This window comes from Streptomyces sp. NBC_00080 (assembly GCF_045041255.1).
In the GTDB taxonomy this organism is placed as follows: Bacteria; Actinomycetota; Actinomycetes; order Streptomycetales; family Streptomycetaceae; genus Streptomyces; species Streptomyces coriariae.
Genome location: NZ_CP108235.1, coordinates 281,082 through 301,850, shown reverse-complemented (window position 1 = coordinate 301,850; position 20,769 = coordinate 281,082). Strand labels below are relative to the sequence as shown.

Here is a 20,769-nt window from a genome sequence, read left to right as displayed (position 1 = left end):
GATGCGAGCGTGGCACCGCGGGGACCTGATCCTCGACCTCTACGAGGTCCTGGACGTGGTCCGCACCGGCGGCATGGGACTGGTGCACCGGGTCCGGCACCGCGGCTGGGACATCGACCTGGCGGTGAAGACCCCGCGCCGGGCCCTGGTCCGCTCGCCCGACGCGATCCGGGACTTCGAACGGGAAGCCGAGGTGTGGGTCGGGCTGGGCCTGCACCCGCACCTCGCGAACTGCGTGTACGTCCGCACCCTCGACGGCGTGCCACGGGTCTTCGCGGAATGGGCGGACGGCGGCAGCCTGGCCGAAGCCGTCCGGAGCCGGAGCCTCTACGGGAACGCCCCCCTGGCATCCCTGCTGGACGTCGCCATCCAGTCCGCGTGGGGACTCGACCACGCACACGAGAACGGGGTCGTGCACCAGGACGTCAAGCCCGCCAACGTGATGCTCACCCGGGACGGCACGGTCAAGGTCACCGACTTCGGCATGGCCCGGGCCCGCATGGTCACCGGGGAGGACACCGGGGACGCGGATCCGCTCGTCAGCCGCGGCGGCCTGACTCCCGCGTACTGCTCGCCGGAACAGGCGCGGTCGCCGGGCGGGCTCACGACGGCCACGGACACCTGGTCCTGGGCGGTCACCGTGCTCGAAATGTTCCTCGGCCGGCCACCGGACCCGGACGGGACCGCGGCGGGCGCCGTCCTGGACGGTTTCGCCCGCTCCGGGGCCCCGGACGCGATCCTGCCGATGCCGGGTGAGGTGGCGGATCTGCTGCGCGAGTGCTTCACCGAGGCGCCGGCCGCGCGTCCCGGCCGACTCGGGCCGCTCGCGGAGCGCCTGATCCGAGTCCACGAGCGGGAGGTCGGCCCGTACCCCCGGCGCGCCCCGGCGGCGGCCACCCTGCTCGCCGACGGCCTGTCCAACCACGCACTGTCCATGCTGGACCTCGGTCGCCGCGAGAGCGCCGAGGAGTTCTGGAGCCGGGCTCTGCGGGCGGATCCGCACCACCCGCACGCCCGCTACAACCGCGGGCTGCACCGGTGGCGGACCGGGGTGATCACCGACGCAGAGCTGGTCGACGAGCTGGAATCCGTGCGGTTCGGCGATCCGGGTGACGGCGTGGGGACGTACCTGCTCGCGCTGGTGCACCGGGAACGCGGTGATCCGGTCGCGGCGGCCGTGCTGCTGCGGGACATGGTCGCGCGGACGCCCGGCGACCCGCAGGCCGCCGCCGCGCTCTCGTCGGTCGAGCACGCACCCGCCCCCGCGCAGTCGGTTCTGCCGGAGGAGCACGAAGACCGGGTCACCGCCGTCGCGCTGACCCCGGACGGCCGGGTCGCGGTCTCGGCCGACCGCTCCGGCGGTCTGCGCATCTGGGACGTGCCGTCGAAGGAGTGCCGGCGACGGTTCGAGCTCGAGAAGTACCGGGCCTCGGCTCTGGCGGTGCGCGACGACGGACAGCTCGTGGTCGTCGGCGGGGACATCGGACGGGCGCTCGTGCTCGACCTCGAAGCCGCGGCCGGGTTCGAACTGCCCGGCCACCCCAGCTGGGTGGGCCTGGTCGCGCTGACGGCGGATCAGCGGCACGCGGTCACCAGCGGCTTCGAAGGGGAAACCGTCACCTGGGACCTCGAGACGCGCGAACCCCTGGACGTGCGGCAGTTCGAGAACAAGGCGGACGTCCTGGGCGCCCAGGGCACCCTGTGTTCCGTCGTCGATCACCGGCGCCACACGAACTCCGTGTACGACGTCCGCACGGGCGAGCTGGTGCACCGGTTCGAGAGCACCCGGATGGAGGCGTGGTTCAGCGGCGACGGCCGCCTCGCCGTGGTCGGCCTCGGCAGCACCGACGTCCGGCTGGTCGATCTGGCGTCCGGCGAACCCCTGCGGGAGCTGAAGACCGGCTACGGCCGGATCGCCGTCAACCTGGACGGCACGGTCGGCTTCTCCAGCGGCGGCCGCGACGAGCCGTCGCGGGTGTGGGACCTGAGCAGTGGCCGGTGCCGCCTGTCCCTGGACCCGACGCCCGACACCAAAGAGGTCGCGCTGAGCGCGGCCGGGCGAGTCGCCGTGACCGCCGAGGGGAAGTCCGTACGGGTGTGGCACCTGCCGCCCGCGGGGCCACCGGCCCCGTGGAGTTACGTCCGCCCGCACGAAGCCCCGGACGTCGCCGCCACCGCCGCCCGGGCGGCCGCGCTGCTGGCGGAGGCAACCACGCTGGCCGGCGCCGGGCGGCTCGACGAGGCGGCAGGCCGGATCCGTGCGGCTCGCGCGCTGCCAGGGCACCTCCGCCACGTCGAGCCGGTGCGCCTCTGGCGCCGGCTCGGCGCCCTGGGCCGCCGGACCGAGCTCGCCGACGCCTGGTCCGCAGGCCGTATCGTCCCGGAGGACGGCCGGTCGTGGGCGCTGGAGTTCAGCGGCCGCAGCCCCACCGCGCTCGCCCGCGCCGGGAACGCCGCCGAAGTATGGGTCTTCGACGTCGAGACCGGGCAACTGCTGCACACGCTCAGCCTGCACACCGGCCACATCAGCGCCTTGGCGATGACCGCCGACGGCCGGCTCGCGGTGTCCGGGGGCGAGGACGGCCGGGTCGTCGCCTGGCACCCGCGCGACAGGCGGATCGTCCAGCTGTTCACCAGCCCCCGCGACCGCGTGTACTACGTCGCGGTCAGCGAGGACGGCCAGGTGGCTCTCTCGGGAACCGCCGACGGCGTGGTCGCGGCCTGGGACATCGGCAGCGGTCGGACCATCGGGCGCTGGGAGGCGCACTCGGGGGCGGTGCTGGACGTGGCAGTCGGCGCCGATCGCCGCTACGGGCTCTCTCGCGGCCAGGACGTCAGCGTGAGGATCTGGGATCTGCGCGAAGGCGAACTCCGGTGGGTGCTGCGCGGGCACGACGAGTGGATCGGCGCCGCACGGCTGAGTGACGACAGCCGGTTCGTGGTCACCGGTGGCGCCGACGCCGCGGTGCGGGTCTGGCGGACCGCCGACGGACAGTGCGAGGTGGTGCTCACCGGGCACACGGACGCCGTGGTCGACGTCCTGCCGAGCCCGGACGCCCGGCGGCTGCTGTCCTGCTCGGTCGACGGCACCGTGCGGCTGTGGGACGTCCTGGGCGCTCGCTGCGTCCACGTCCTGGCCGGGCACACCGGCATCGTGCGGAGTCTGGCTGTCACACCGGACTTCCGGCTCGCGGCGTCCGGCGGGGAGGACCGCAAGGCCCGGTTGTGGGACCTCACGACCGGCCGGCAACTGCGCGCCTTCACCGGCCTCTCGGACGCGGTCACGCACGTCGCGCTGGCCCCCGACGGCGCCCTGCTCCTGGCCGGCGACGAGCACGGGCGCCTGCTCACCTGGGCCCTGGACTGGGAGTACGACTTCGGCTCGGCGACCGGTTCCCTGCGGCCGGAGGCCGAGCCCGTGCTCGACGAGCTGCGGGCCGAGGTCGCCGTTCCGCTGCCTTCCCGCGAAGACGACCGCCCGGCGCTCGTCGAGGCGTGCGCCCGCCTCGGCGACCGGCAGCGGCACGCCGTCTCCCGCACCCTGGACCTCGCCGGCGAACTGGACAAGATCCTTTCGCGCACCGATACCGGCTACCGGCTGTACGTGCGCTTCGTGGCCGAGGACGCGGCGGCCCGGGAGCCCACCCCCCTACCGAGCACGGCCGAACGACTCGCGCTGCTGCTGCGACCGGAGGAAGAGCTGAACAGGTCCGAGACGTTCTGGGCCGGCTACTTCGCCGGGCAACTGCAGGACGATCTCGTCACACTCGCCGAGGCCGCCCCGGTCCTGCACCGCGAGGGCGACCTGGCCGCGGCCGAGCACGCGTGGCAACTCGTCGTCGACGTCCGCTCCCACCTCTGGGACGCCGGGCACGTCGAAACCCAGGGCGCGATGCTCGGCTGGGCCGCGGTCCTCACCGACCTGCACCGGGAACCGGAAGCCCTGGCCCTGGTCCGGGCGGTGACCGCAGAGCGCGCACAGGACCTGGGGCCGGACGACCCGGCCACCCTGGCGGCGACCGCGGCGCTCGCGTCCCTGCTGTCGGCCGGCGGCGAGCACACGGAAGCGGAGCGGTTGTACGACGACCTGCTGCCCCGGCTCGTGAGGCGCTTCGGCCGCGACGACGGCCGGACGCTCGACGCCCGGGTGGGGCTGGCGCGTGTGCACCACCGGCTCGGGCGACCGGACGAGGCCGAGCCGGTCCTGCGTGAGGTGCTGGCGAAGTGGCGGCTGCGGCTGGGCGACGACCACCCGGACACGCTCGCCGTCCAGACCGAGCTGGACAGCGTGCGGGGGCCGGCGCAGGCGCCGGACAAGCCGGCGCGGTGGCGATGGAGGAGGCGGCGATGATCCCGGGTCGGTCCGGTACCGAAGCTCTGATCACCGGCAAGGTGTTCATGGGCGAGATCGGGGCGTTCTTCCCCGTGAGCATGACGTTGCGAGGCCACGAGTTCACGGCCGTGTTCATGATGCGCCCCAGAGAGCTAGGGCATCGGACGACCGGGCCCTACACGCCCGACCGGCCACCGGTCGACGTGATGAACTGGGCTCAACTGCGGACGGGGATGGGCATGGCGGGGCACTTTCCCCGCTTCCGGATCGAAGCGAGCGGCCGGTGGCCGCGCATCCACGTCGAACTGCTCGGCATCGCGGTCCGCGGGCTGATCGTGATGCCGGAGGAAGTGACCGCGGAGTCGGTGAACGCGCCTTACCTGGGCGAGTGGCAGGAGCAGATCTCTTCCACGGTGCGGATCGCGCTCGACTGGGTCGCCGGCTGGCTCACAGCCTGTCACCACCAGGCCGGCGGCACCGAGCCGTCGGTCGACATCGATCTGGTCTACCGGCCGGACGACGACTACGAAACCGGCCTCGCCCAGGTCGACGAGCGGGTGCGTGACCTCGTTCCGCCGGTGCGCCCGGTCCTCGAGTTGCGCTGGCGTTCCGTCAGCTCGGCCCAGCGCAAGGTCTTCATGAAGAATCTGAAAGGCGCCCGTAGGACCGGGACCCGGTCCGATCGGCGACTGAGCTACCGGATCGGCGGTATCGAGCTGGAAGTGCCGGCCTGAGGAAACCCACCGCGAACGTTTCCGACGTCCCGCAACATCCCGATGCCGAGCGCAAGTCGGATACTCCTGCGTGGGCGGACATGTCCTAAAGCCACCGACGCGCGGTGGAGCCACCTCCAGCGGCGCCACCGCACAGCGGCATGAGCGCGCACGTCCCTCGGTCACCAACCATGGGGCACGCATCACGTCATACGCCACCGCCCCTTCGTCTTGCGCGGGCCGGCCTGCGTCCTGCCATCAGCCGATCTTGTCCAACTCGGCGAGTTCCTCCTCGGAGAGCGACAGTCCCGCGCCGACGACGTTCTCGCGCAGGTGCGCCACCGACGAGGTGCCGGGAATGAGCAGGATGTTCGGCGACCGCCGCAACAGCCAGGCCAGGGCGACCGACATCGGCGTCGTGTCCAGCCGGGCGGCCACGGCGGAAAGCGCTGTGGACTGCAGCGGGGTGAAGCCGCCGAGCGGGAAGAAGGGCACGTAGGCGATGCCCTGGTCGGCGAGTTCGTCGATCAGCTCGTCGTCGTGACGGTGGGCGAGGTTGTACATGTTCTGCACACACACGATCGGCGCTATCGCCTGCGCCTCGGCGACCTGCTCCGTCGTGGCGTTGCTGACTCCGAGGTGCCGGATCAGACCCTGCTGCTGAAGTTCGACGAGGGTCTCGAAGGGTTCGGCGAGCGAGCCGGGCCGGGGCCCCTGAGCGTTGCCGAGCCGGAGGTTGACCACGTCGAGCGAATCGCGGTCGAGGTCCTCGAGGTTTTCGTGGACGGCGCGGCGCAGGTCCTCGGGCCGACGGGCCGGGGGCCAGCCGCCCTGCTGATCGCGGACCGAGCCGACCTTGGTCACGATGTGCAGCGATTCGGAACAGGGGTGCAGCGCTTCGCGGATCAGCTGGTTGGTGACGCGTGGCCCGTACGCACCGGCTGTGTCGAAATGGCTGATCCCGAGGCCGGCGGCCTCACGCAGTACCGCCAGCGCGCCGTCGCGGTCGGCGGGCGGGCCCATGACCCCGGGACCGGCGAGCTGCATGGCGCCGTAGCCGAAGCGGGTGACGGTGAAATCGCCGAGGGTCCACGTCCCGCCGGGCAGTGACGCGGAGGGTGTGTTCGTATCTTCGGTCATGCCGTCGATGCTCGCTCGCGGGCAGCCACCGCATCCAATACCGATACAGTGCCCTGTCATACCCGGTGGGTATCACCGAGGTACGTTGTGGCCATGGACACCTTGGAGACCCGCGAGTTGAGGTACTTCCTGGCCGTCGCGGAGGAACTGCACTTCGGCCGCGCCGCCGAGCGCCTCGGCATGGCCCAGCCTCCGCTGTCCCGCGCGATCCAGCAGCTCGAGCGGCGCCTGGGCGTCTGCCTGCTGACACGCAACCGCCGCGGCGTCTCCCTGACCAGCGCCGGAGAGATGCTGCTGCACGAGGGCCGCGCAGCTCTCGACGCGACCACCGCTGCCGCTCGCCGTACCCGTCGCGCCGGGGGCGCCGACAGTGCGGGCGGCCCCCGCAACCGCCTGGTGCTGGCGGTGAAGGCGGGCGCGTCTCACGAGCTGCTGCACAAGCTCCTCGACGCCTACGCGGCCGAGCCCGACGCTGCCGAGATCGAGGTGCTACCGAGCGGCACGTGTGAGCAGGAAGGGATGCTGCGCGATGGCCGCGCTGATGTGGCGCTCATGCACGCGCCGTTCAACTCCCTCGCCGGGTTCGACAGCGAGGAACTGATGACCGAGGGGCAGATCGCTGTCCTGCCCGCCGGGCATCCGCTGGCCGCGCAGCGAACTCTGTCCCTGGCCGACGTCGGCGAAATCCCCGAACTCCCGCTCGCCCGCTGGTCTCGCAACGGCACGTACCCGCCCGGCCCGGGCCCCGAGATCCACGACCAGACGCAGCTGGCCCAGCTGATCGCCCTCGGACGCACGGTGGCCGTCTTCCCCGAATCGGCCCGCGCCTGGCTATGGGCCGAGCACACCGCCGTCCCCCTGACCGACGCGCCCCCGGTCGTCACCCACATCGCCTGGCCCGCACACAGTCGCTCCCTCGCCCTCGCCGGGCTGATCCGCACGGCCACACGGCTGTGACCCGCCCTCGCATCCCATCGCCGCGACACACTGCCCGACCGCCGGCCCTCACGCCGGGTGAACAACCCGTGCGTCCCCGCTCGGTGGAGCCGGCTGCCGTTCGTCGAGACCTGGATGGTCGTCCCGGTGCCGATGGCGTACGAAGGGATGGCGAACCACGGGTCGATCAGCGCCTCGCCGCCGCTGATGTGGAGTCATAGGACGCCGGAGGCGGTGTCAGTCTGCTGAAGTATCCTTCCCGCCACCGCACACCTCCTGGGAGGACCAAGAGATTGACTGGCCTGTCTGCTTTCCCCCTGCCGTTTCGTGCTTCCCGTTCCGCATCGTTCGCGCCCCCGCGAACGCTGCGGGAACTTCAGATGATGCAGTGCAGCTCGCACATTCGGGCGAAGCCGGGGTGGTTCGACAAGATGAACGATGCCGGCATCGTCGCCAGGTGGACGCAAGAAGCGGTCGCCCAAGGCCTCACCGAAGCCCAGGTTCGCTACGTGCTTGCCGAACTCCTCCATTACGCCGCGCTGCGGGACGGACGAACCGGCGTTGAGGTGTCCGCGGTCGACGGTGTGTGGCACTCGGACACACTCGTCGACGACAAGCTGAGGTCCCGGCTGCGCGAGGCGGTTCGGGTTGTGGAACAGGTCCCCGAAACAGAACAGGACTGGCACCCCGGATCCGACGGTCAGGTACTGGATCTGGTTCATCCCTCGCTGTTCTGCCTGGTGAGAGGAGTGAGTGCTGCGCCCGACTGGGCTTGGCGAAACCCGACGGACCGTTACTCGAAGTACGAATTCTCTGAGAAATTCCAGTGGCTACCCACGGACGTCGACGTCAGCGACGACGGAGATGCCGTCTTCCGTTCGTACGTCAATAACGTCCACCCCGAGGCGCATCGTGAACTGGCCTCCGTTCTGCCGGAGTTGTTCGCATGCGTGCGCCCACTGCTGGAGAACGTGCTCACCGATCTGCGTCATCCGCGACCGCTGCGGATCGAGGCCGATCCATACGGGTGGTACGACTCGGAGCCGGAGTATCCGGACAAGTCCTCCTACAGTGATGATGGGGCCTACGCAGAAGCCGTCCGTGCATGGGAAGCGGCCCAGGACGACTGGTGGGAAAACCGCCGTCCCGTCATCCCGGACGCTCCGGCCTTCGCTCCGCCCGAGTTGCCCGATGCATCCGCCCGAGTCGACCTGCGAGGCCGCCGTCTCCAAGTCATCGTCAAGCTTGCCACCATTCATCTCACACCGGACAAGCCTGAGTACGCAGGGGGTTCCTGGCATGTCGAGGGGATGATGAACGAGCGGATTGTCTCGACCTGCATCTACTACTGGGACAGCGAGAACATCACCGAAAGCCGGCTCAGTTTCCGGGCGGCACTCGATGACCCACACTACGAACAGAACGACGACAACGGTCTGCGCGAGGTCTATGGCCTGGAGGACGAAGACGCACTGAACCAGTTGCTGGGTTCGGCATCGACCCCAGCGGGCCGCTGCCTGGCGTTCCCGAACATTCTGCAACACCGCGTCGGATCATTTCGCCTCACGGACCCCACTCGCCCGGGATATCGAAAAATTCTCGCGTTCTTCCTGGTCGACCCGTCGGAAAAGATCGTCTCGACATCCGATGTGCCACCGCAACAACCATGGTCCGATACCTCGACCATGACGCTTGAACAGGCCAAGGACTACCGCGACCAACTCATGCAGGAACGAAAGTTCTTCGTCGACGAACACAACGAGCAACTCTACGAACGAGAATTCTCCCTCTGCGAACACTGAACATCTCCTGCCCTCGACACGTGCTGCGCGGGGTGGGCTGCACATTCAATTTTGACATCTGCGTCGGGTACGTGGTCCGTGACCTGTACTCGTTCCGTGACCGGGGCGAGTGCAGGTGCCGTCCGGAAAGATGGGGTGTGCGGGGGCGGATCCGACCGACTGAGGCCTGTCCCGTAACTGTCGGCCCCGGATGAGATGATCATGGTGTGCCTGTGTGACCACGGCAGCCGAGTCGTACTGAACAGGTCCGCTCACCGGTCGGGCGCTGCTTCGGCGAGTTGGTCATCGCACTGCCCCGCGAGGGCGCCGACGCGGGACGACGGGGACGGCCGTGGAGTCTGCCGGTCGAGGACCGGTTACTGCTGGTCGCGACCTACTGGCGCACCAACTTGACGATGCGCCAACTGGCGCCGCTGTTCGGCGTTTCGACTTCATTCTGACTGCACCCGGGAACGCAGAAGATCGTCACACGAGCTCCTAGTTGATGATTTCGGCGCGGTCATCCAGACGGATTGCGGCCAGCCGGTCCCTCCACACCTGGAGGGCTTCGGGTGTCTGTCGCGTCCAGTCGGTGACCTCGCCGACGATCCGGAGCGGTTCCCTGCTGCGGAAGGAGCGGGTGGGATTGCCAGGGAACTTCCTGTCGGTGACGTTGGGATCGTTCTCGAACTCCCCAGTCGGCTCGACGGCATACACGCGCGGGGCGCGGTCGCCGGCGGCGAGTTCGGCGGCGAGTCCCGCGCCGTCGCGCAATGCGGTGAAGTAGATGTGGTTCATCACGATTTCGGGCCGGTAGTTGGAACGGAAACCGGCAGTGAGGTGATCTCCGACCTGCAGCTCGGCCTTCGTGCCGTGAAAGAACGGACCCTCGTCCAACGCCTCGTTCATCGCTGCAGGTTATCAAACCCAGCTGTTGTGACGGCGAGCAATCCACGATGGCTCGGACGCCGTTGTCGCACCCGCCATAGCAAGGATCATCTAGCCCTGCCGGTAGTCACGGCAGACCCTTCAAAGAAAAACGATTGACGCTGCGGTGCCATTCGTGAACCATTCCGGCCCGTGACGACGAGTACCGATCATGACCAGCCTGCCAACGGACCAGGCTCTCCGGCCGACCGCCCGCTCGCCCTGATCACCGGTGTGGGCCGCACCGTCGGTATCGGCGCGGGCATCGCCCGTCGGCTGGCCGCATCCGGCTGGGACATCGCCTTCACCTACTGGACCCCCTACGACGACCGTATGAGCTGGGGCAGCGAGCCCGGCGCGACCGAAGTGATCAGCCGGTCTCTGGCCGAACACGGTGCGTCCACCACCGCGATCGAGGCGGATCTCGCCGACCCGGATGCCCCGGCACGCGTCTTCGACGAGGTGGAACAGCGTATGGGCAGTGTCACCGCCCTGGTGATGAGTCACTGCGAGTCGTTCGACTCCGGGCTGCTTGACACCACCGTCGAGAGCTTCGACCGGCACTTCGCTGTCAACGCGCGCGCCACCTGGCTGCTCATTCGCGAGTTCGGACGCCGCTTCACCGCAGAACGGGGAACCGGCCGGATCGTCAGCCTCACCAGTGATCACACAGTCGGCAACCTGCCCTACGGGGCGAGCAAGGGAGCCCTGGACCGCATCACCCTGGCCGCCGCCCACGAGCTCGCCCACCTCGGCGTGACCGCGAACGCGATCAATCCCGGGCCGGTCGACACCGGCTGGATGCCCGAGGAAGTCCGGGAGCACTGCGTCCGCAGCACCCCGCTCGGTCGACTGGGCACGCCGCAGGACACCGCGCACCTCGTGGACTTCCTGTGCTCCAGAGAGGGCGAGTGGATCAACGGGCAACTGCTGAAGAGCAACGGCGGCCTCGCGTAGGCGCCCAGAGTCCGATCCTCAAGTGCACACGCTCGGTCAGGCAGACAGGGTTCGTTTGCGCAGGAGGCCGAATTGAGCTCGCCATCGTTCGCTGACGGGTGCTCCCTGATGCGCGTCGATGCGACCGGCCCTTCTGTGCGGCCACGGGCAGTCGCGCGCACCGACAGGGTTGGACAGCAGGCCACAGGGGAAGTCTCCGTCCCGCGGACCGTCGACTGCAGTGGAACCCCTGTGACGGAAGCTAACGCCGGCCGTGAGCAGGGGAACTTCAGGGGTGGGGTTGATGCATGGTGGAACGACGCATGTCGGTTGCGACCCACTGGGGCAGTTTCATCGCGGTGGTCGATTCCGGCCGGTTGGTGCGCATCGAGCCGAGAGGCGATGACCCCGCGCCGTCGCCTATCGGCCCCGGAATGGTGACAGCCGCCGACGACAGCGCTCGCGTGTTGCGCCCCGCGGTGCGCAAGGGCTGGCTGAACGGCCTGCCGCGCGCCCACGACACGGCCAGAGGCGCGGACGCCTTCGTGGAGGTGAGCTGGGACGATGCGATCACGCTGGTCAGCGATGAACTCCGTCGAGTGCGTTCACAGCACGGAGACAGCGCGGTGTTCGGCGGATCCTATGGATGGGCGAGTGCGGGCGGGTTCCACAACGCACAGGGGCAACTCCACCGGTTCCTGGCGTTGGGCGGGGGATACACCGACTCCCGCAACACGTACAGCACCGCGGCTTTGGAGGTCATCCTCCCCCATGTGATCGGCGGGCATCCGTGGAGCTACCAGTCCCGGATGCCGATGTGGGACGAGATCGCCGGGAACTGCGAGCTTGTGGTGGCGTTCGGAGGGCTGGCCCTCAAGAACAGCCAGATCAACCCTGGCGGGCTGGCCAGGCACCAGACGCAGAACCTGCAGCGCCGGTGTCGTGAGGCCGGGGTGCGGTTCGTGAACGTCAGTCCCCTCCGCAGCGACGTCGCCGGCTTCCTCGACGCCGAGTGGCTGCCCGTCATCCCCAACACCGACACCGCCGCGATGCTCGGCATCGCCCACACGATGCTGGTCAACGGGTGGCACGATGAGGACTTCCTTCGCCGGTGCTGCGTCGGGTTCGACCGCTTCGCCTCCTACCTGCTCGGCGAGCTCGACGGCGTCCCCAAGGACGCTGCCTGGGCAGCGAGGATCACCGGCATCAGTCGCGACGTGCTCACCGACCTCGCTCACCGCCTCACCACCCAGCGTTCGCTCATCATGGTCAACTACGCGGTGCAGCGGGCGGACCACGGCGAACAACCGATCTGGATGTCCGTCGTGCTGGCCGCCATGGCGGGCTCGATGGGCCGGCCTGGCGGCGGCTGGGGCGCGGGTTACGCGACGATGGACGCGACCGGCGTCGCCAAGGGCCGCCCCTCCGTGGCGACGATTCCCGAAGTTTCCAACCCCGTTGCGGAATTCATCCCGGTCGCAAGGATCGCCGACACCCTGCTGCATCCGGGGAAGACCATCGACTACGACGGCCGGCGCCTCACGCTGCCCGAGCTTCGCCTGATCTACTGGTGCGGAGGGAACCCGTTCCACCACCACCAAGATCTCCATCGGTTGACCCGAGCCTGGCAGACCCCTGACACGGTGGTGGTTCACGAAGCCTGGTGGAACACCACGGCCAAGTTCGCGGACATCGTCCTCCCCGTCGCCACCAGCTTGGAGCGCGACGACTTCGCCGCCGGATTCTCGGACCCCCACCTCGTCGCGATGCCGAAGGTCCGCGACCCGGCGGGCGAGTCGCGGACCGACCACCACATCTTCACCGCCTTGGCCTCCCGGCTCGGATACGAGCAGGAGTTCACGGAGTCGCGCTCAGAGATCGAATGGGTTCGACACCTTTACGAGCAGACGAGGGCCGGACTCGGCGACGATGCCGCCTTGCCGGGCTTCGACGACTTCTGGCGAAGTTCCACCGCTGAGCTGCCGGCGTCGACCGGACCGTTTCCCGGCAGCTTCGAGGAGCTCCGCGCAGATCCGCGGCGTTTCCCCCTGCCGACACCGTCGGGCAGGATCGAGATCTTCTCCGAGGAGATCGACTCGTTCGGCTACGACGACTGCGCCGGGCATCCGACGTGGTTCGAACCGGCGGAGTGGCTTCGTGCCGATCTGGCGGACCGATTCCCGCTGCACTTGATCTCGAATCAGCCCGCCTCGCGCCTGCACAGCCAGTACGACAACGGTGGCCACAGCCTCGGTTCAAAGATCCGTGGTCGTGAGCCCGTGACGATCAATCCGTCGGACGCCGCGTCGCGCGGCATCGAGAGCGGCATGATCGTACGCGTCTTCAACGACCGAGGTAGCTGTCTCGCGGGCGCGGTCCTGTCGGACGACGTCATGCCAGGCGTCGTACAACTGTCCACGGGAGCGTGGTGGGATCCGGTCCGGCCAGGCCTGAGCGGAACAATGGACCGCCACGGCAATCCGAACGTCCTCACGGCGGATCGGCCGTGCTCGCGCCTGTCCCAAGGGCCGAGTGCTCTCAGTGCGCTGGTCGACGTCGAGTTGTACGGCGATCCCCTTCCTGACGTGCTCGCCTTTGCACCACCGAATCTCGAACACTGACACGAAGACTGCCTGCCTCTTCGGGCACGTTTCCGTGTACGCCATCGCCGGCGCGCAACAGGCCGGCTCGGCCGCCTAGAGGCTCTCCACCTGCCGTTTGCGCTTGCGTAATGGAATGAATACTGTGCGCAGTCGTGACTGCACTTCAAGACCTCAAGTACGGCCAGTGGTTCAGGGGCGCCGACGTCGACGGCGACGGGTTCATCACCCAGCGGGACGTCCGAATGATGAGCGAGCGTTACATCGCCGCCCGCGGCACCACGCCGGACTCCGCGACCGCCCGCCTGCTCATCGAGGGGATGGACGGGTTCTGGGCGAACGTGATCGCCCCGATGGATCAGGACGGTGACGGGAAGGTCGATCTGCGGGAGATGACCGAAGGATTCAGGCGCGTCCTGACCGACCGGGCCCTGTACCCGGAACAGATCGAGCCGGTGACCAACTGCTTCTTCGACCTGGTCGATCTCAACGGAGACGGCAAGATCGACCAGGCGGAGTTCCAGCAGATGTTCGACTCGGTCGCCGGCGTTCCGGGCGTGGACTGCGCCGCGGTCTTCGCCGCTTTGGACCGGGACGGCTCCGGTGCGCTGGACCGCGCCGAATTCCACCAGGCGGTAACGGAGTTCTTCTACGGCGACGACCCGGACGCTCCTGCCAACCACCTGTTCGGCAGGGTCGCCGGCTGACGGCGCAGGATGCCGCCAGGGACGCCGCATGTCCACACCCTCGCCGGTAAGGGCATGCGGCATTTCCGGGTGTCTTGGGCGGCGCCTGATGGGCGACTCCGGCCGAGTGCGCCGTGTACGGCATGGGGGCGGATCGTGCGGACGATGGTGATTGCGCGGCGGCAGGCCGGCAGATCTGTCGTGGTGCCGCTGTCGAGGTCTCTCGTCGGCGACTCGAGGGCGTCGCTGGAGACCTACGGGGAGATGGCCCACTGCCCACGGCGCGCCCGCCGAGCGGACGCTGCGCCCCCACCATCGTTTTGATCCGGCGCTGATCGTGTCGACCTGCATGATGTCCTCCGTCTCGCCGCCACCCCGGTTCACGGAACGGGCGGGCGGCGAAGCCGACAGCGAGGCAACGCTCCATGGCCGTAAGCCGTCTCGTCAACCGAGATGGCGCTGAGTCGGTGGCCATCCGGAACGGAGCGAATTGTGTTGATCGGCTTGCTGACCGCCGTTGCGGCATCCGTCTGTTACGGCACAGGCTCAGTCCTGCAAGCCATCGGGTCCCGCAGGTCCGCGCGGAGCGGTGCGGCCACCACAGCCAGCACCCAGTACGGGGGGCCCAGCCTCGCCTCCACCGCGAAGGCCGCGATGACCTGGGAATTCGTCGTCGGTACCGTCCTGGACTTCGTGGGCTTCGCACTGGGCGCACTGGCTGCTCGGCTACTGCCCCTGTTCCTCTCGCAAACCGTGATCAGCGCCAACCTGATCATCACCGCCGTGCTGAGCGTCAGGCTCCTCCGTATCCGGCTGACTCGCGCCGAGTGGACGTCCATCGGCGTGGTCTGCGCGGCGCTCGTTCTGCTCGCGACGGCGGCGGGGGAGGAGGGCAGTGGACACGGCATCCCGATCGCCACGCACTGGTGGCTCCTGGCGATCTCGCTCGCCCTGATGGCGGGCGGCACGCTCGCGGTACGCCTCCTCGGTCCCCGCGCCGCGATCCTTGCCGGACTGCTGTCCGGACTCGGTTTCGGCGCGCTGGGCGTGGGCGTCCGGGTCCTGAACGGCGTCACCCCCTTCGATCCGGCCGCCCTGCTGACGGATCCCGCCCTGTACGCGATCGTGACGGCCGGCGTAGGTGGGATGTACCTGCACACCGTCGCCTTGCAGATCGGTTCGGTCAACGCGGCCACGGCGGCCCTGGTCGTCGGCGAGACCGTGTTGCCCGGCGTAATCGGCGTACTTTGGCTCGGCGACGCCTCACGGGCCGGTCTCGCCTGGATGGCGGTGCTCGGCTTCGTCCTGGCGGTGGCAGGCGCGGTCGCGGTTGCATGGTTCGGCGGACCTGCGGCGCAGGTGGAGGAGCAGCCGCAGCAGGCGGCAGAACTGACTCCCACGGGCTGAGCACTCGACTTGCCGGCACAGTGATGTAACGGCTGCGGCCGGCGCTTCTTGTCGGGCGCCGGCCACGCGACTGCGCCCTCATCAAGCCCAGCGAGCTTGCTGAGGCCCCTTGGGCCGTGCCGACGCACTGGACCGCTTCGAGGTAGTGCCAGGGCCTGGGCCGAGGTGCCAGTGGGTCCAGGCCTGGCCGGGCATCCGTGCCGCGGGCCTCGGCTGCCAATCAACCCGTCGCGGTCTCCCGGTGCTGGAGCCGGCCGCTTGAGCCCTGCGGGGGACCTCCGGACTCCCAGGGGCAGAGCCTCGTGATGGTTGTGGCAGATCGCGCCTTCAGAAGGCGATGCGGATCTTGAGGGCCGTACGGTCGTCCATGGCGCGGTAGCCGTCGGGCACCCCGTCGAGGTCCACGGTGCGGTCGAAGACCAGGCCGGGGTCGATCGCGCCGGACAGCACGTCCGGCAGGAGCTCGGGAATGTACGCGCGGGCGGGGGCGACGCCGCCGGCCAGCGTGACGTTCCGGTCGAACATCTGGGAGATGTCGACGCCGGCGCTGCCGCCGTGCGGTACGCCGACGTAGCCGACCGCGCCGCCGTCGCGGGCGATGGAGATAGCGGTGCGCATCGACTCCTCGGTGCCGACGGCCTCCAGCACGGCGTGTGCGCCCTGGCCGCAGGTCAGCTCCTTGACCGCCTCGATCGCGGCCTCTCCGCGCTCGGCGACCACGTCGGTGGCACCGAAGGCACGGGCGATCGCGGTGCGCTGCTCGTGCCGGCCCAAGGCGATGATCCGCCCGGCGCCGAGACGCTGCGCGGCGAGCACACCGCACAGCCCGACCGCGCCGTCACCGACCACGGCGACCGTGGCGCCGGGCCGGACCCGGGCGGCGACCGCAGCGTGGTGGCCGGTGCTCATCACGTCGGAGAGGGCGAGCAGGCTGGGCAGCAGCTTTTCCTCGTCGGCCGTCTCCTTGGGCAGCTTGACCAAGGTGCCGTCGGCGAACGGGACGCGGACGGCCTCGCCCTGGCCGCCGTCGGATCCGACCTCGCCCCAGAAGCCGCCCCGCGGGCAGGAGGTCTGCAGGCCCTCGCGGCAGTAGTCGCAGGTACCGTCGGACCAGACGAACGGGGCGACCACGAAGTCGCCCGGGCGCAAGTACCTCACCTCGGAGCCGACCGCCTCGACGATGCCGAGGAACTCGTGCCCGATCCGCTGACCGGCCGTGCGGGAGGCGACACCGCGGTACGCCCACAGGTCGCTGCCGCAGATGCAGGCGTTGACCACCCGCACGACGGCGTCGGTCGGCTTACGGACCACCGGGTCGGGCGCCTCCTCGATCCGGATGTCGTGGGGGCCGTGGATCACGGTGGCACGCATGAAAACGCTCCTGGACGCTCGGTGGACGGGCTGAGCAAGCCAGGGTCGCCGGACATGCGTTTCCGTGTCCAGCTACATCTCCTTCATCATCTCTTTAAGATGAGCTAATGCTCGATGTCCGGCGACTCGTCCTCCTTCGCGATCTGGCCGCCCACGGCACGGTGACCGCCGTGGCCGAGCTCCACGGCGTCACACCCTCCGCCGTCTCGCAACAGCTGCGGCTGCTGGAGGACGAGACCCGCACCCGCCTGCTGGAACGCACCGGCCGCTCCATCCACCTCACCGCCGCCGGCCGCCGGCTGGCTGAGGACACCGAAAGCGTGCTTGCGGCTCTCGAACAAGCCCGGAACCGGCTGCACACCGGCACCGGGGAGCCGACCGGACCCCTCCACATCGCCTGCTTCCCCAGTGCGCTCGCACCGGTGGCCGCCTCCCTCGGCGAAGCCCTGGAGAGCGCCCACAGGGACCTGCGGCTGCATATCACCGAGGCCGAACCCGAAGCGGCCGTAAGGCTGCTGCTCGAGCGACGCGTCGACGTCGCGCTGCTCTACCGCTACGCCAACCTCGCCGCACCCCCGCACCCCGGCGTCGAGGCCCACCTCTTGAGGGCCGATCCACTGGTCGCGATCCTGCGGACCGACCACCCGGCGGCTGACCCCGAGCGATCCGCGATCGACCTACGGGAACTCGCAGACACCCCGTGGATCACCGCCCCGCCTCAAACAGCCTGCGGTGACGCCGTCCTCCAGGCCTGCCGATCGGCCGGCTTCACACCGCAGGTACGGCACACCTGCACCGACTTCTCCGCCATGACCGCCCTCGCCGCGAGCGGCGGCCACACGGTCCTCATCCCGCACATGGCTGCAGCCCACCTCCCACCGACCCTGACGGCGCGACCGGTTTCTGACAGCACGCTCACCCGCACGATCGAGATCGCTGTCCGCCATGGCACAGCGCACGAACCCGCGATCGCCGCCTGCCTCGACGTACTTCGCACTCTCAGTGACACCTCGGCAGACACAGCGGCAATTCGAGGAACCTGACGCCCAAGGTCACGGTGCGCCGCCGGGCGGCGGCCAAGGCCGCGGCCGGGGTCGCCGAGGAGCCGCACGACGCGGCCACGTGGCCGGAACCGGAGCGTCACATACGTCGAAGGATCGGTGGCACAGCGTCAGGGGTGAGGCGCTCAGGGGCAGTCGTAGGTGAGGCGGACCTCGGCCGCGTGCGGCTCGGGGGTGAGGACGCGCAGCTCCGCCACAGCCCGCAGCCGTCCCGGTCCCTCGAAGGTCCACAGCAGTTCCAGCCGGACCGTACGCTGCCCCCGGGCGACGTCGGCATGCCGTACGACGGAGGAAGTGCCGTCGCTGCGCAGCCAGCGGTAGGTGAGCGTGCCGGGGCGGCCGTCGGTGCGGACCTCGCCCACAATGCCCACCGTCGAATCGCAGCCGAAGGCGTCCCGTACCGCTGTCACCGACACGTTCCGCACTCCGGGCCCCGTGTTCTCCCGCCAAAGCAGGAAGAGGACGGCGGCGACGAGCACCAGCGCGGGCAGCGCGTACCGGCGCAGCCTGCCGCGCCGGAAGGCGGGCGGCGCGGGCACGGCGGGCAGTGTGCGGTGCGGCTGGCGGGCCAGGGCGGCGGTGACTCCGGGGCCGAAACGCAGCACGGTGCCGTCGTCGTGCGGCGTCGGCGGTGCGACAACCGTCCGATCTGTGGGGAGGGACCCGTCCTCGACGGAGGTGGGGTCGTCGAGGACGGCGGTCGGGTCGGTCTCGGGCCGCTGGATCCAGTGGCTGGCCAGCACCGTGGCGCTGTAGTCCTCGTCGTCACCCGGAGGCGTCGGAGGTGCCGGAGGAAGAGGTGGGAACGCGGGCCGGTCGTGCGGGTCGGGTCCGTTCATCGGATGTCGCACCGCCGGGTGAGGAGTTGCCGGGAGGCTCCGCCACCGGCGGCGGGAGCGGTGGTGACCTGGACCGTCCAGTAGCAGCCGGTCCCCGTGAACGAGTGCTCGACGGTGAAGCCGTACTGCGTGGAGCCGCTCAGCCTTCGGACGTCGGCGGCCCCGTCCGAGGTGCCCGGCTGCCCGGACGCATCGCCCGAGAACCAGCCGACGGTCACGGACACCGGGCCGGTGCCGTCCGTTGTCACCGTGATCGACGCCGTACCTGTGCTGGTACCGGTCTGCCGGAACTCTGCGACGGCGACGTCCTTCACCCCGGTCCGCGGCGGGGGAGAGGGGCTCGTGGTGGTGCCGTCCGAAGAGGGCGGTGCCGACGGCTCCGCACTCGCCGTACCGCCGTCGGAAGTGGCCGGCGCGGGGTCGGTGGATGGCGTGACGGACGCGGACGGCGTGGTGGAGGTGTCCTTCGGACTACCGGACGGTGTGGCGGAGTCGGACGACGGCGTTCCGCTCGAAGGCGCGGGAGTCAGTGGAGCGCTCGTGGACGGGGCGTCCGGCGTCGCGCTCGTGGTGGCCAGCACCTCGGCCGCCTGCCCGGTGGCCGCCCCGGCGCCGTCTTTCCCGCCGAGACCCTGGGCCGTCAGTGCGACCAGGACGGCGAGGGCCGACACGAGGACGCCCGGCCAGGTGGGGCGCCACGGACGCAGCCGACCGGGCCCCGTCCCCTGCCCGAGGACCGTGCGGGCGGTGTCGGTCCCGGCGTGGGGCGCCTGTTTGGCGGACGGCAGCAGGAACAGGAGCAGTGTGACGAGTGCGGCGAGCCGTCCGCGTCCGCGCTCCTCCCAGTCGGGGCCGTAGGCCCCCTCCGCGATGCGCTCCAGGTCCTCGACGAAGGCCGCCGCGTCCGAGGGACGCTCGCTGGGCGACTTCGCCAGCCCGCGCCCGACCAGCGGACGCACCTCCTCCGGCAGTTCCTCGACCGGGACGGGGCTCTCGACGTGCCGCAGCGCCAGCTCGGCCATGTTGTCGCCCGTGTAGGGCCTGCGCCCCGTGAGGCACTCGAAGAAGGTGGCCGTGGCCGCGTAGACGTCCCCTGCGGGCGAGGCGGGGGCGCCGGTCCACTGCTCGGGAGCCATGTACGAGGGCGTTCCGGCCACTCCGGCCCGGACGCCCGCGTCCACCGCGATACCGAAGTCCACCAGCTTGGAGCCGCCGTCCGGCTCGACCAGGACGTTTGCCGGCTTGTAGTCCCGGTGCACCACCCCGACCCGGTGCGCGTCGGCAAGACCGAGCAGGGACCCCTTCAGGACGACGAGGGCAGCCTCGGGGGTCAGCGGGCCCCTGCGGGCGAGGAGGGTCCGCAGGGACACGCCCTCCACCAGCTCCATCACGATGGCGGCGCCGTTCGTCGCCTCGATGTACTCGTAGAGCCCGGCCACGTGAGGACTGCTCAGGCTGCCCAGCAACTCCGCCTCGGCCCGGAAGCCGTGGACGAAGCCGGGGCGGGTGCGCAGCGATTCGCTCAGGTACTTCACCGCCACCGGTACGCCGGTCGGTTCGTGCACGGCGCGCACGACCCGCCCGCTCGCACCGGACCCCAGCTCCAAAGCCTCGGCGTACCCCGGTACCGCCCATGCGTTCATCGTCGTCCCCCTGCCCATGCAGTCCGCGGAGTGTTCCCGGTGCCGTGTCCCGGCACGTCGGACCACGCGGACAGAGACACGATTATGGCCGCCTCGGTTGCAACCGCGCCCGTTCGCGACGGCGGCGCTCCCTTCGTGATCACGCACGTGCGCGCCTCTTCGTGGCTCCTGGGCCTGTGACAGCGTGCGTGTGACACACAGGATGCGCTCGACGAGACCCGCCTCGCGCAGTGCCTCGGCGACCCGTGCGTGGCGCGCCGTGACGCACAGGAAGACCCGATCGCGCCGCGCGGCTTCTACGACGGGTCCAAGCGCTTCGGCGAGGCCCTGTTCACCGCCCGACGAGGAGGTGTTGAGGCCTCCGGGTGGGGCTGCGAGTGCAGGGAAAAGGGTTTG

At 70.0% G+C, this 20,769-nt stretch carries 14 protein-coding genes and 2 pseudogenes; 11 read left to right on the top strand and 5 right to left on the bottom strand.

Annotated elements, in window-relative coordinates; genetic code table 11:
• Position 1 precedes the first annotated feature (1 nt).
• A complete protein-coding gene (locus tag OHU34_RS01415) occupies positions 2-4,351 on the top strand; it encodes a protein kinase domain-containing protein (RefSeq protein WP_405764161.1) in 4,350 nt (1,449 codons plus the stop codon).
• Positions 4,327-5,067 carry a hypothetical protein gene (locus OHU34_RS01410; RefSeq protein WP_142270577.1) on the top strand — a complete coding sequence of 247 codons (741 nt, stop codon included), beginning with the start codon at positions 4,327-4,329 and terminating at the stop codon, positions 5,065-5,067. Before OHU34_RS01415 ends, OHU34_RS01410 begins: the two co-directional genes overlap by 25 nt.
• A gap of 237 nt (positions 5,068-5,304) precedes the next feature.
• Here the strand turns inward: OHU34_RS01410 and OHU34_RS01405 are convergent, their stop codons facing one another.
• Positions 5,305-6,186 (bottom strand): aldo/keto reductase family oxidoreductase, encoded by an 882-nt coding sequence (locus OHU34_RS01405; RefSeq protein WP_405764159.1) that lies wholly within the window; start codon positions 6,184-6,186, stop codon positions 5,305-5,307.
• A 93-nt stretch (positions 6,187-6,279) separates the two neighbouring features.
• Here OHU34_RS01405 and OHU34_RS01400 point away from each other — a divergent pair, with 93 nt between their 5' ends.
• The 3 genes and pseudogenes from OHU34_RS01400 to OHU34_RS01390 all read left to right on the top strand — a co-directional run.
• Positions 6,280-7,143: a LysR family transcriptional regulator gene (locus OHU34_RS01400; protein ID WP_142270579.1), complete on the top strand. Its 864-nt coding sequence runs from the start codon at positions 6,280-6,282 to the stop codon at positions 7,141-7,143.
• A gap of 272 nt (positions 7,144-7,415) precedes the next feature.
• Positions 7,416-8,924 carry a DUF4246 domain-containing protein gene (locus tag OHU34_RS01395; RefSeq protein WP_405764157.1) on the top strand — a complete coding sequence of 503 codons (1,509 nt, stop codon included), beginning with the start codon at positions 7,416-7,418 and terminating at the stop codon, positions 8,922-8,924.
• Between the two features lie 263 nt (positions 8,925-9,187).
• A pseudogene (locus OHU34_RS01390) lies at positions 9,188-9,358 on the top strand (transposase family protein); the annotation flags it as partial.
• A gap of 43 nt (positions 9,359-9,401) precedes the next feature.
• Here the strand turns inward: OHU34_RS01390 and arr are convergent.
• Entirely contained in the window at positions 9,402-9,812 is a 411-nt protein-coding gene (gene arr, locus OHU34_RS01385; protein ID WP_142270581.1) for an NAD(+)--rifampin ADP-ribosyltransferase, read from the bottom strand.
• 171 nt (positions 9,813-9,983) lie between these two features.
• Between arr and OHU34_RS01380 the strand changes: the two genes are divergently transcribed.
• From OHU34_RS01380 to OHU34_RS01365, 4 genes are all read left to right on the top strand, one after another.
• Positions 9,984-10,787, top strand: coding sequence for an SDR family oxidoreductase (locus OHU34_RS01380; protein ID WP_142270582.1), 804 nt, complete (start codon positions 9,984-9,986; stop codon positions 10,785-10,787).
• A gap of 287 nt (positions 10,788-11,074) precedes the next feature.
• Positions 11,075-13,387 carry a molybdopterin-dependent oxidoreductase gene (locus OHU34_RS01375; protein WP_405764155.1) on the top strand — a complete coding sequence of 771 codons (2,313 nt, stop codon included), beginning with the start codon at positions 11,075-11,077 and terminating at the stop codon, positions 13,385-13,387.
• Positions 13,388-13,521: 134 nt separating this feature from the next.
• Positions 13,522-14,073, top strand: a complete 552-nt coding sequence (locus tag OHU34_RS01370) for an EF-hand domain-containing protein (protein ID WP_230193521.1) — start codon at positions 13,522-13,524, stop codon at positions 14,071-14,073.
• A 471-nt stretch (positions 14,074-14,544) separates the two neighbouring features.
• On the top strand, positions 14,545-15,459 hold the full coding sequence (locus OHU34_RS01365) for a hypothetical protein (protein WP_230193522.1): 915 nt from the start codon (positions 14,545-14,547) through the stop codon (positions 15,457-15,459).
• 327 nt (positions 15,460-15,786) lie between these two features.
• On the opposite strand, the gene OHU34_RS01360 is transcribed toward OHU34_RS01365, so the two are convergent.
• Positions 15,787-16,830: a zinc-dependent alcohol dehydrogenase family protein gene (locus tag OHU34_RS01360; protein WP_405764153.1), complete on the bottom strand. Its 1,044-nt coding sequence runs from the start codon at positions 16,828-16,830 to the stop codon at positions 15,787-15,789.
• A gap of 107 nt (positions 16,831-16,937) precedes the next feature.
• Here OHU34_RS01360 and OHU34_RS01355 point away from each other — a divergent pair, with 107 nt between their 5' ends.
• Both OHU34_RS01355 and OHU34_RS01350 read left to right on the top strand, forming a co-directional pair.
• Positions 16,938-17,873, top strand: coding sequence for a LysR family transcriptional regulator (locus OHU34_RS01355; protein WP_405764152.1), 936 nt, complete (start codon positions 16,938-16,940; stop codon positions 17,871-17,873).
• A pseudogene (locus tag OHU34_RS01350) lies at positions 17,870-17,948 on the top strand (MoaD/ThiS family protein); the annotation flags it as partial. The gene OHU34_RS01355 and the pseudogene OHU34_RS01350, both read left to right, overlap by 4 nt.
• Positions 17,949-18,016: 68 nt before the next feature.
• Here the strand turns inward: OHU34_RS01350 and OHU34_RS01345 are convergent.
• Together OHU34_RS01345 and OHU34_RS01340 are read right to left on the bottom strand one after the other, a co-directional pair.
• Positions 18,017-18,730, bottom strand: a complete 714-nt coding sequence (locus OHU34_RS01345; protein WP_230193525.1) for a hypothetical protein — start codon at positions 18,728-18,730, stop codon at positions 18,017-18,019.
• Positions 18,727-20,373, bottom strand: coding sequence for a protein kinase domain-containing protein (locus tag OHU34_RS01340; protein ID WP_405764151.1), 1,647 nt, complete (start codon positions 20,371-20,373; stop codon positions 18,727-18,729). Before OHU34_RS01340 ends, OHU34_RS01345 begins: the two co-directional genes overlap by 4 nt.
• Between the last annotated feature and the right edge of the window lie 396 nt (positions 20,374-20,769).

Bases quoted from the DNA above. Each gene is read 5' to 3' on its own strand.
- OHU34_RS01415 (WP_405764161.1), top strand. From the start codon at position 2: ATGCGAGCGTGGCACCGCGGGGACCTGATCCTCGACCTCTACGAGGTC.
- OHU34_RS01405 (WP_405764159.1), bottom strand. From the start codon at position 6,186: ATGACCGAAGATACGAACACACCCTCCGCGTCACTGCCCGGCGGGACG.
- OHU34_RS01400 (WP_142270579.1), top strand. From the start codon at position 6,280: ATGGACACCTTGGAGACCCGCGAGTTGAGGTACTTCCTGGCCGTCGCG.
- arr (WP_142270581.1), bottom strand. From the start codon at position 9,812: ATGAACGAGGCGTTGGACGAGGGTCCGTTCTTTCACGGCACGAAGGCC.
- OHU34_RS01375 (WP_405764155.1), top strand. From the start codon at position 11,075: ATGGTGGAACGACGCATGTCGGTTGCGACCCACTGGGGCAGTTTCATC.
- OHU34_RS01360 (WP_405764153.1), bottom strand. From the start codon at position 16,830: ATGCGTGCCACCGTGATCCACGGCCCCCACGACATCCGGATCGAGGAG.
- OHU34_RS01355 (WP_405764152.1), top strand. From the start codon at position 16,938: ATGCTCGATGTCCGGCGACTCGTCCTCCTTCGCGATCTGGCCGCCCAC.
- OHU34_RS01345 (WP_230193525.1), bottom strand. From the start codon at position 18,730: ATGAACGGACCCGACCCGCACGACCGGCCCGCGTTCCCACCTCTTCCT.
- OHU34_RS01340 (WP_405764151.1), bottom strand. From the start codon at position 20,373: ATGAACGCATGGGCGGTACCGGGGTACGCCGAGGCTTTGGAGCTGGGG.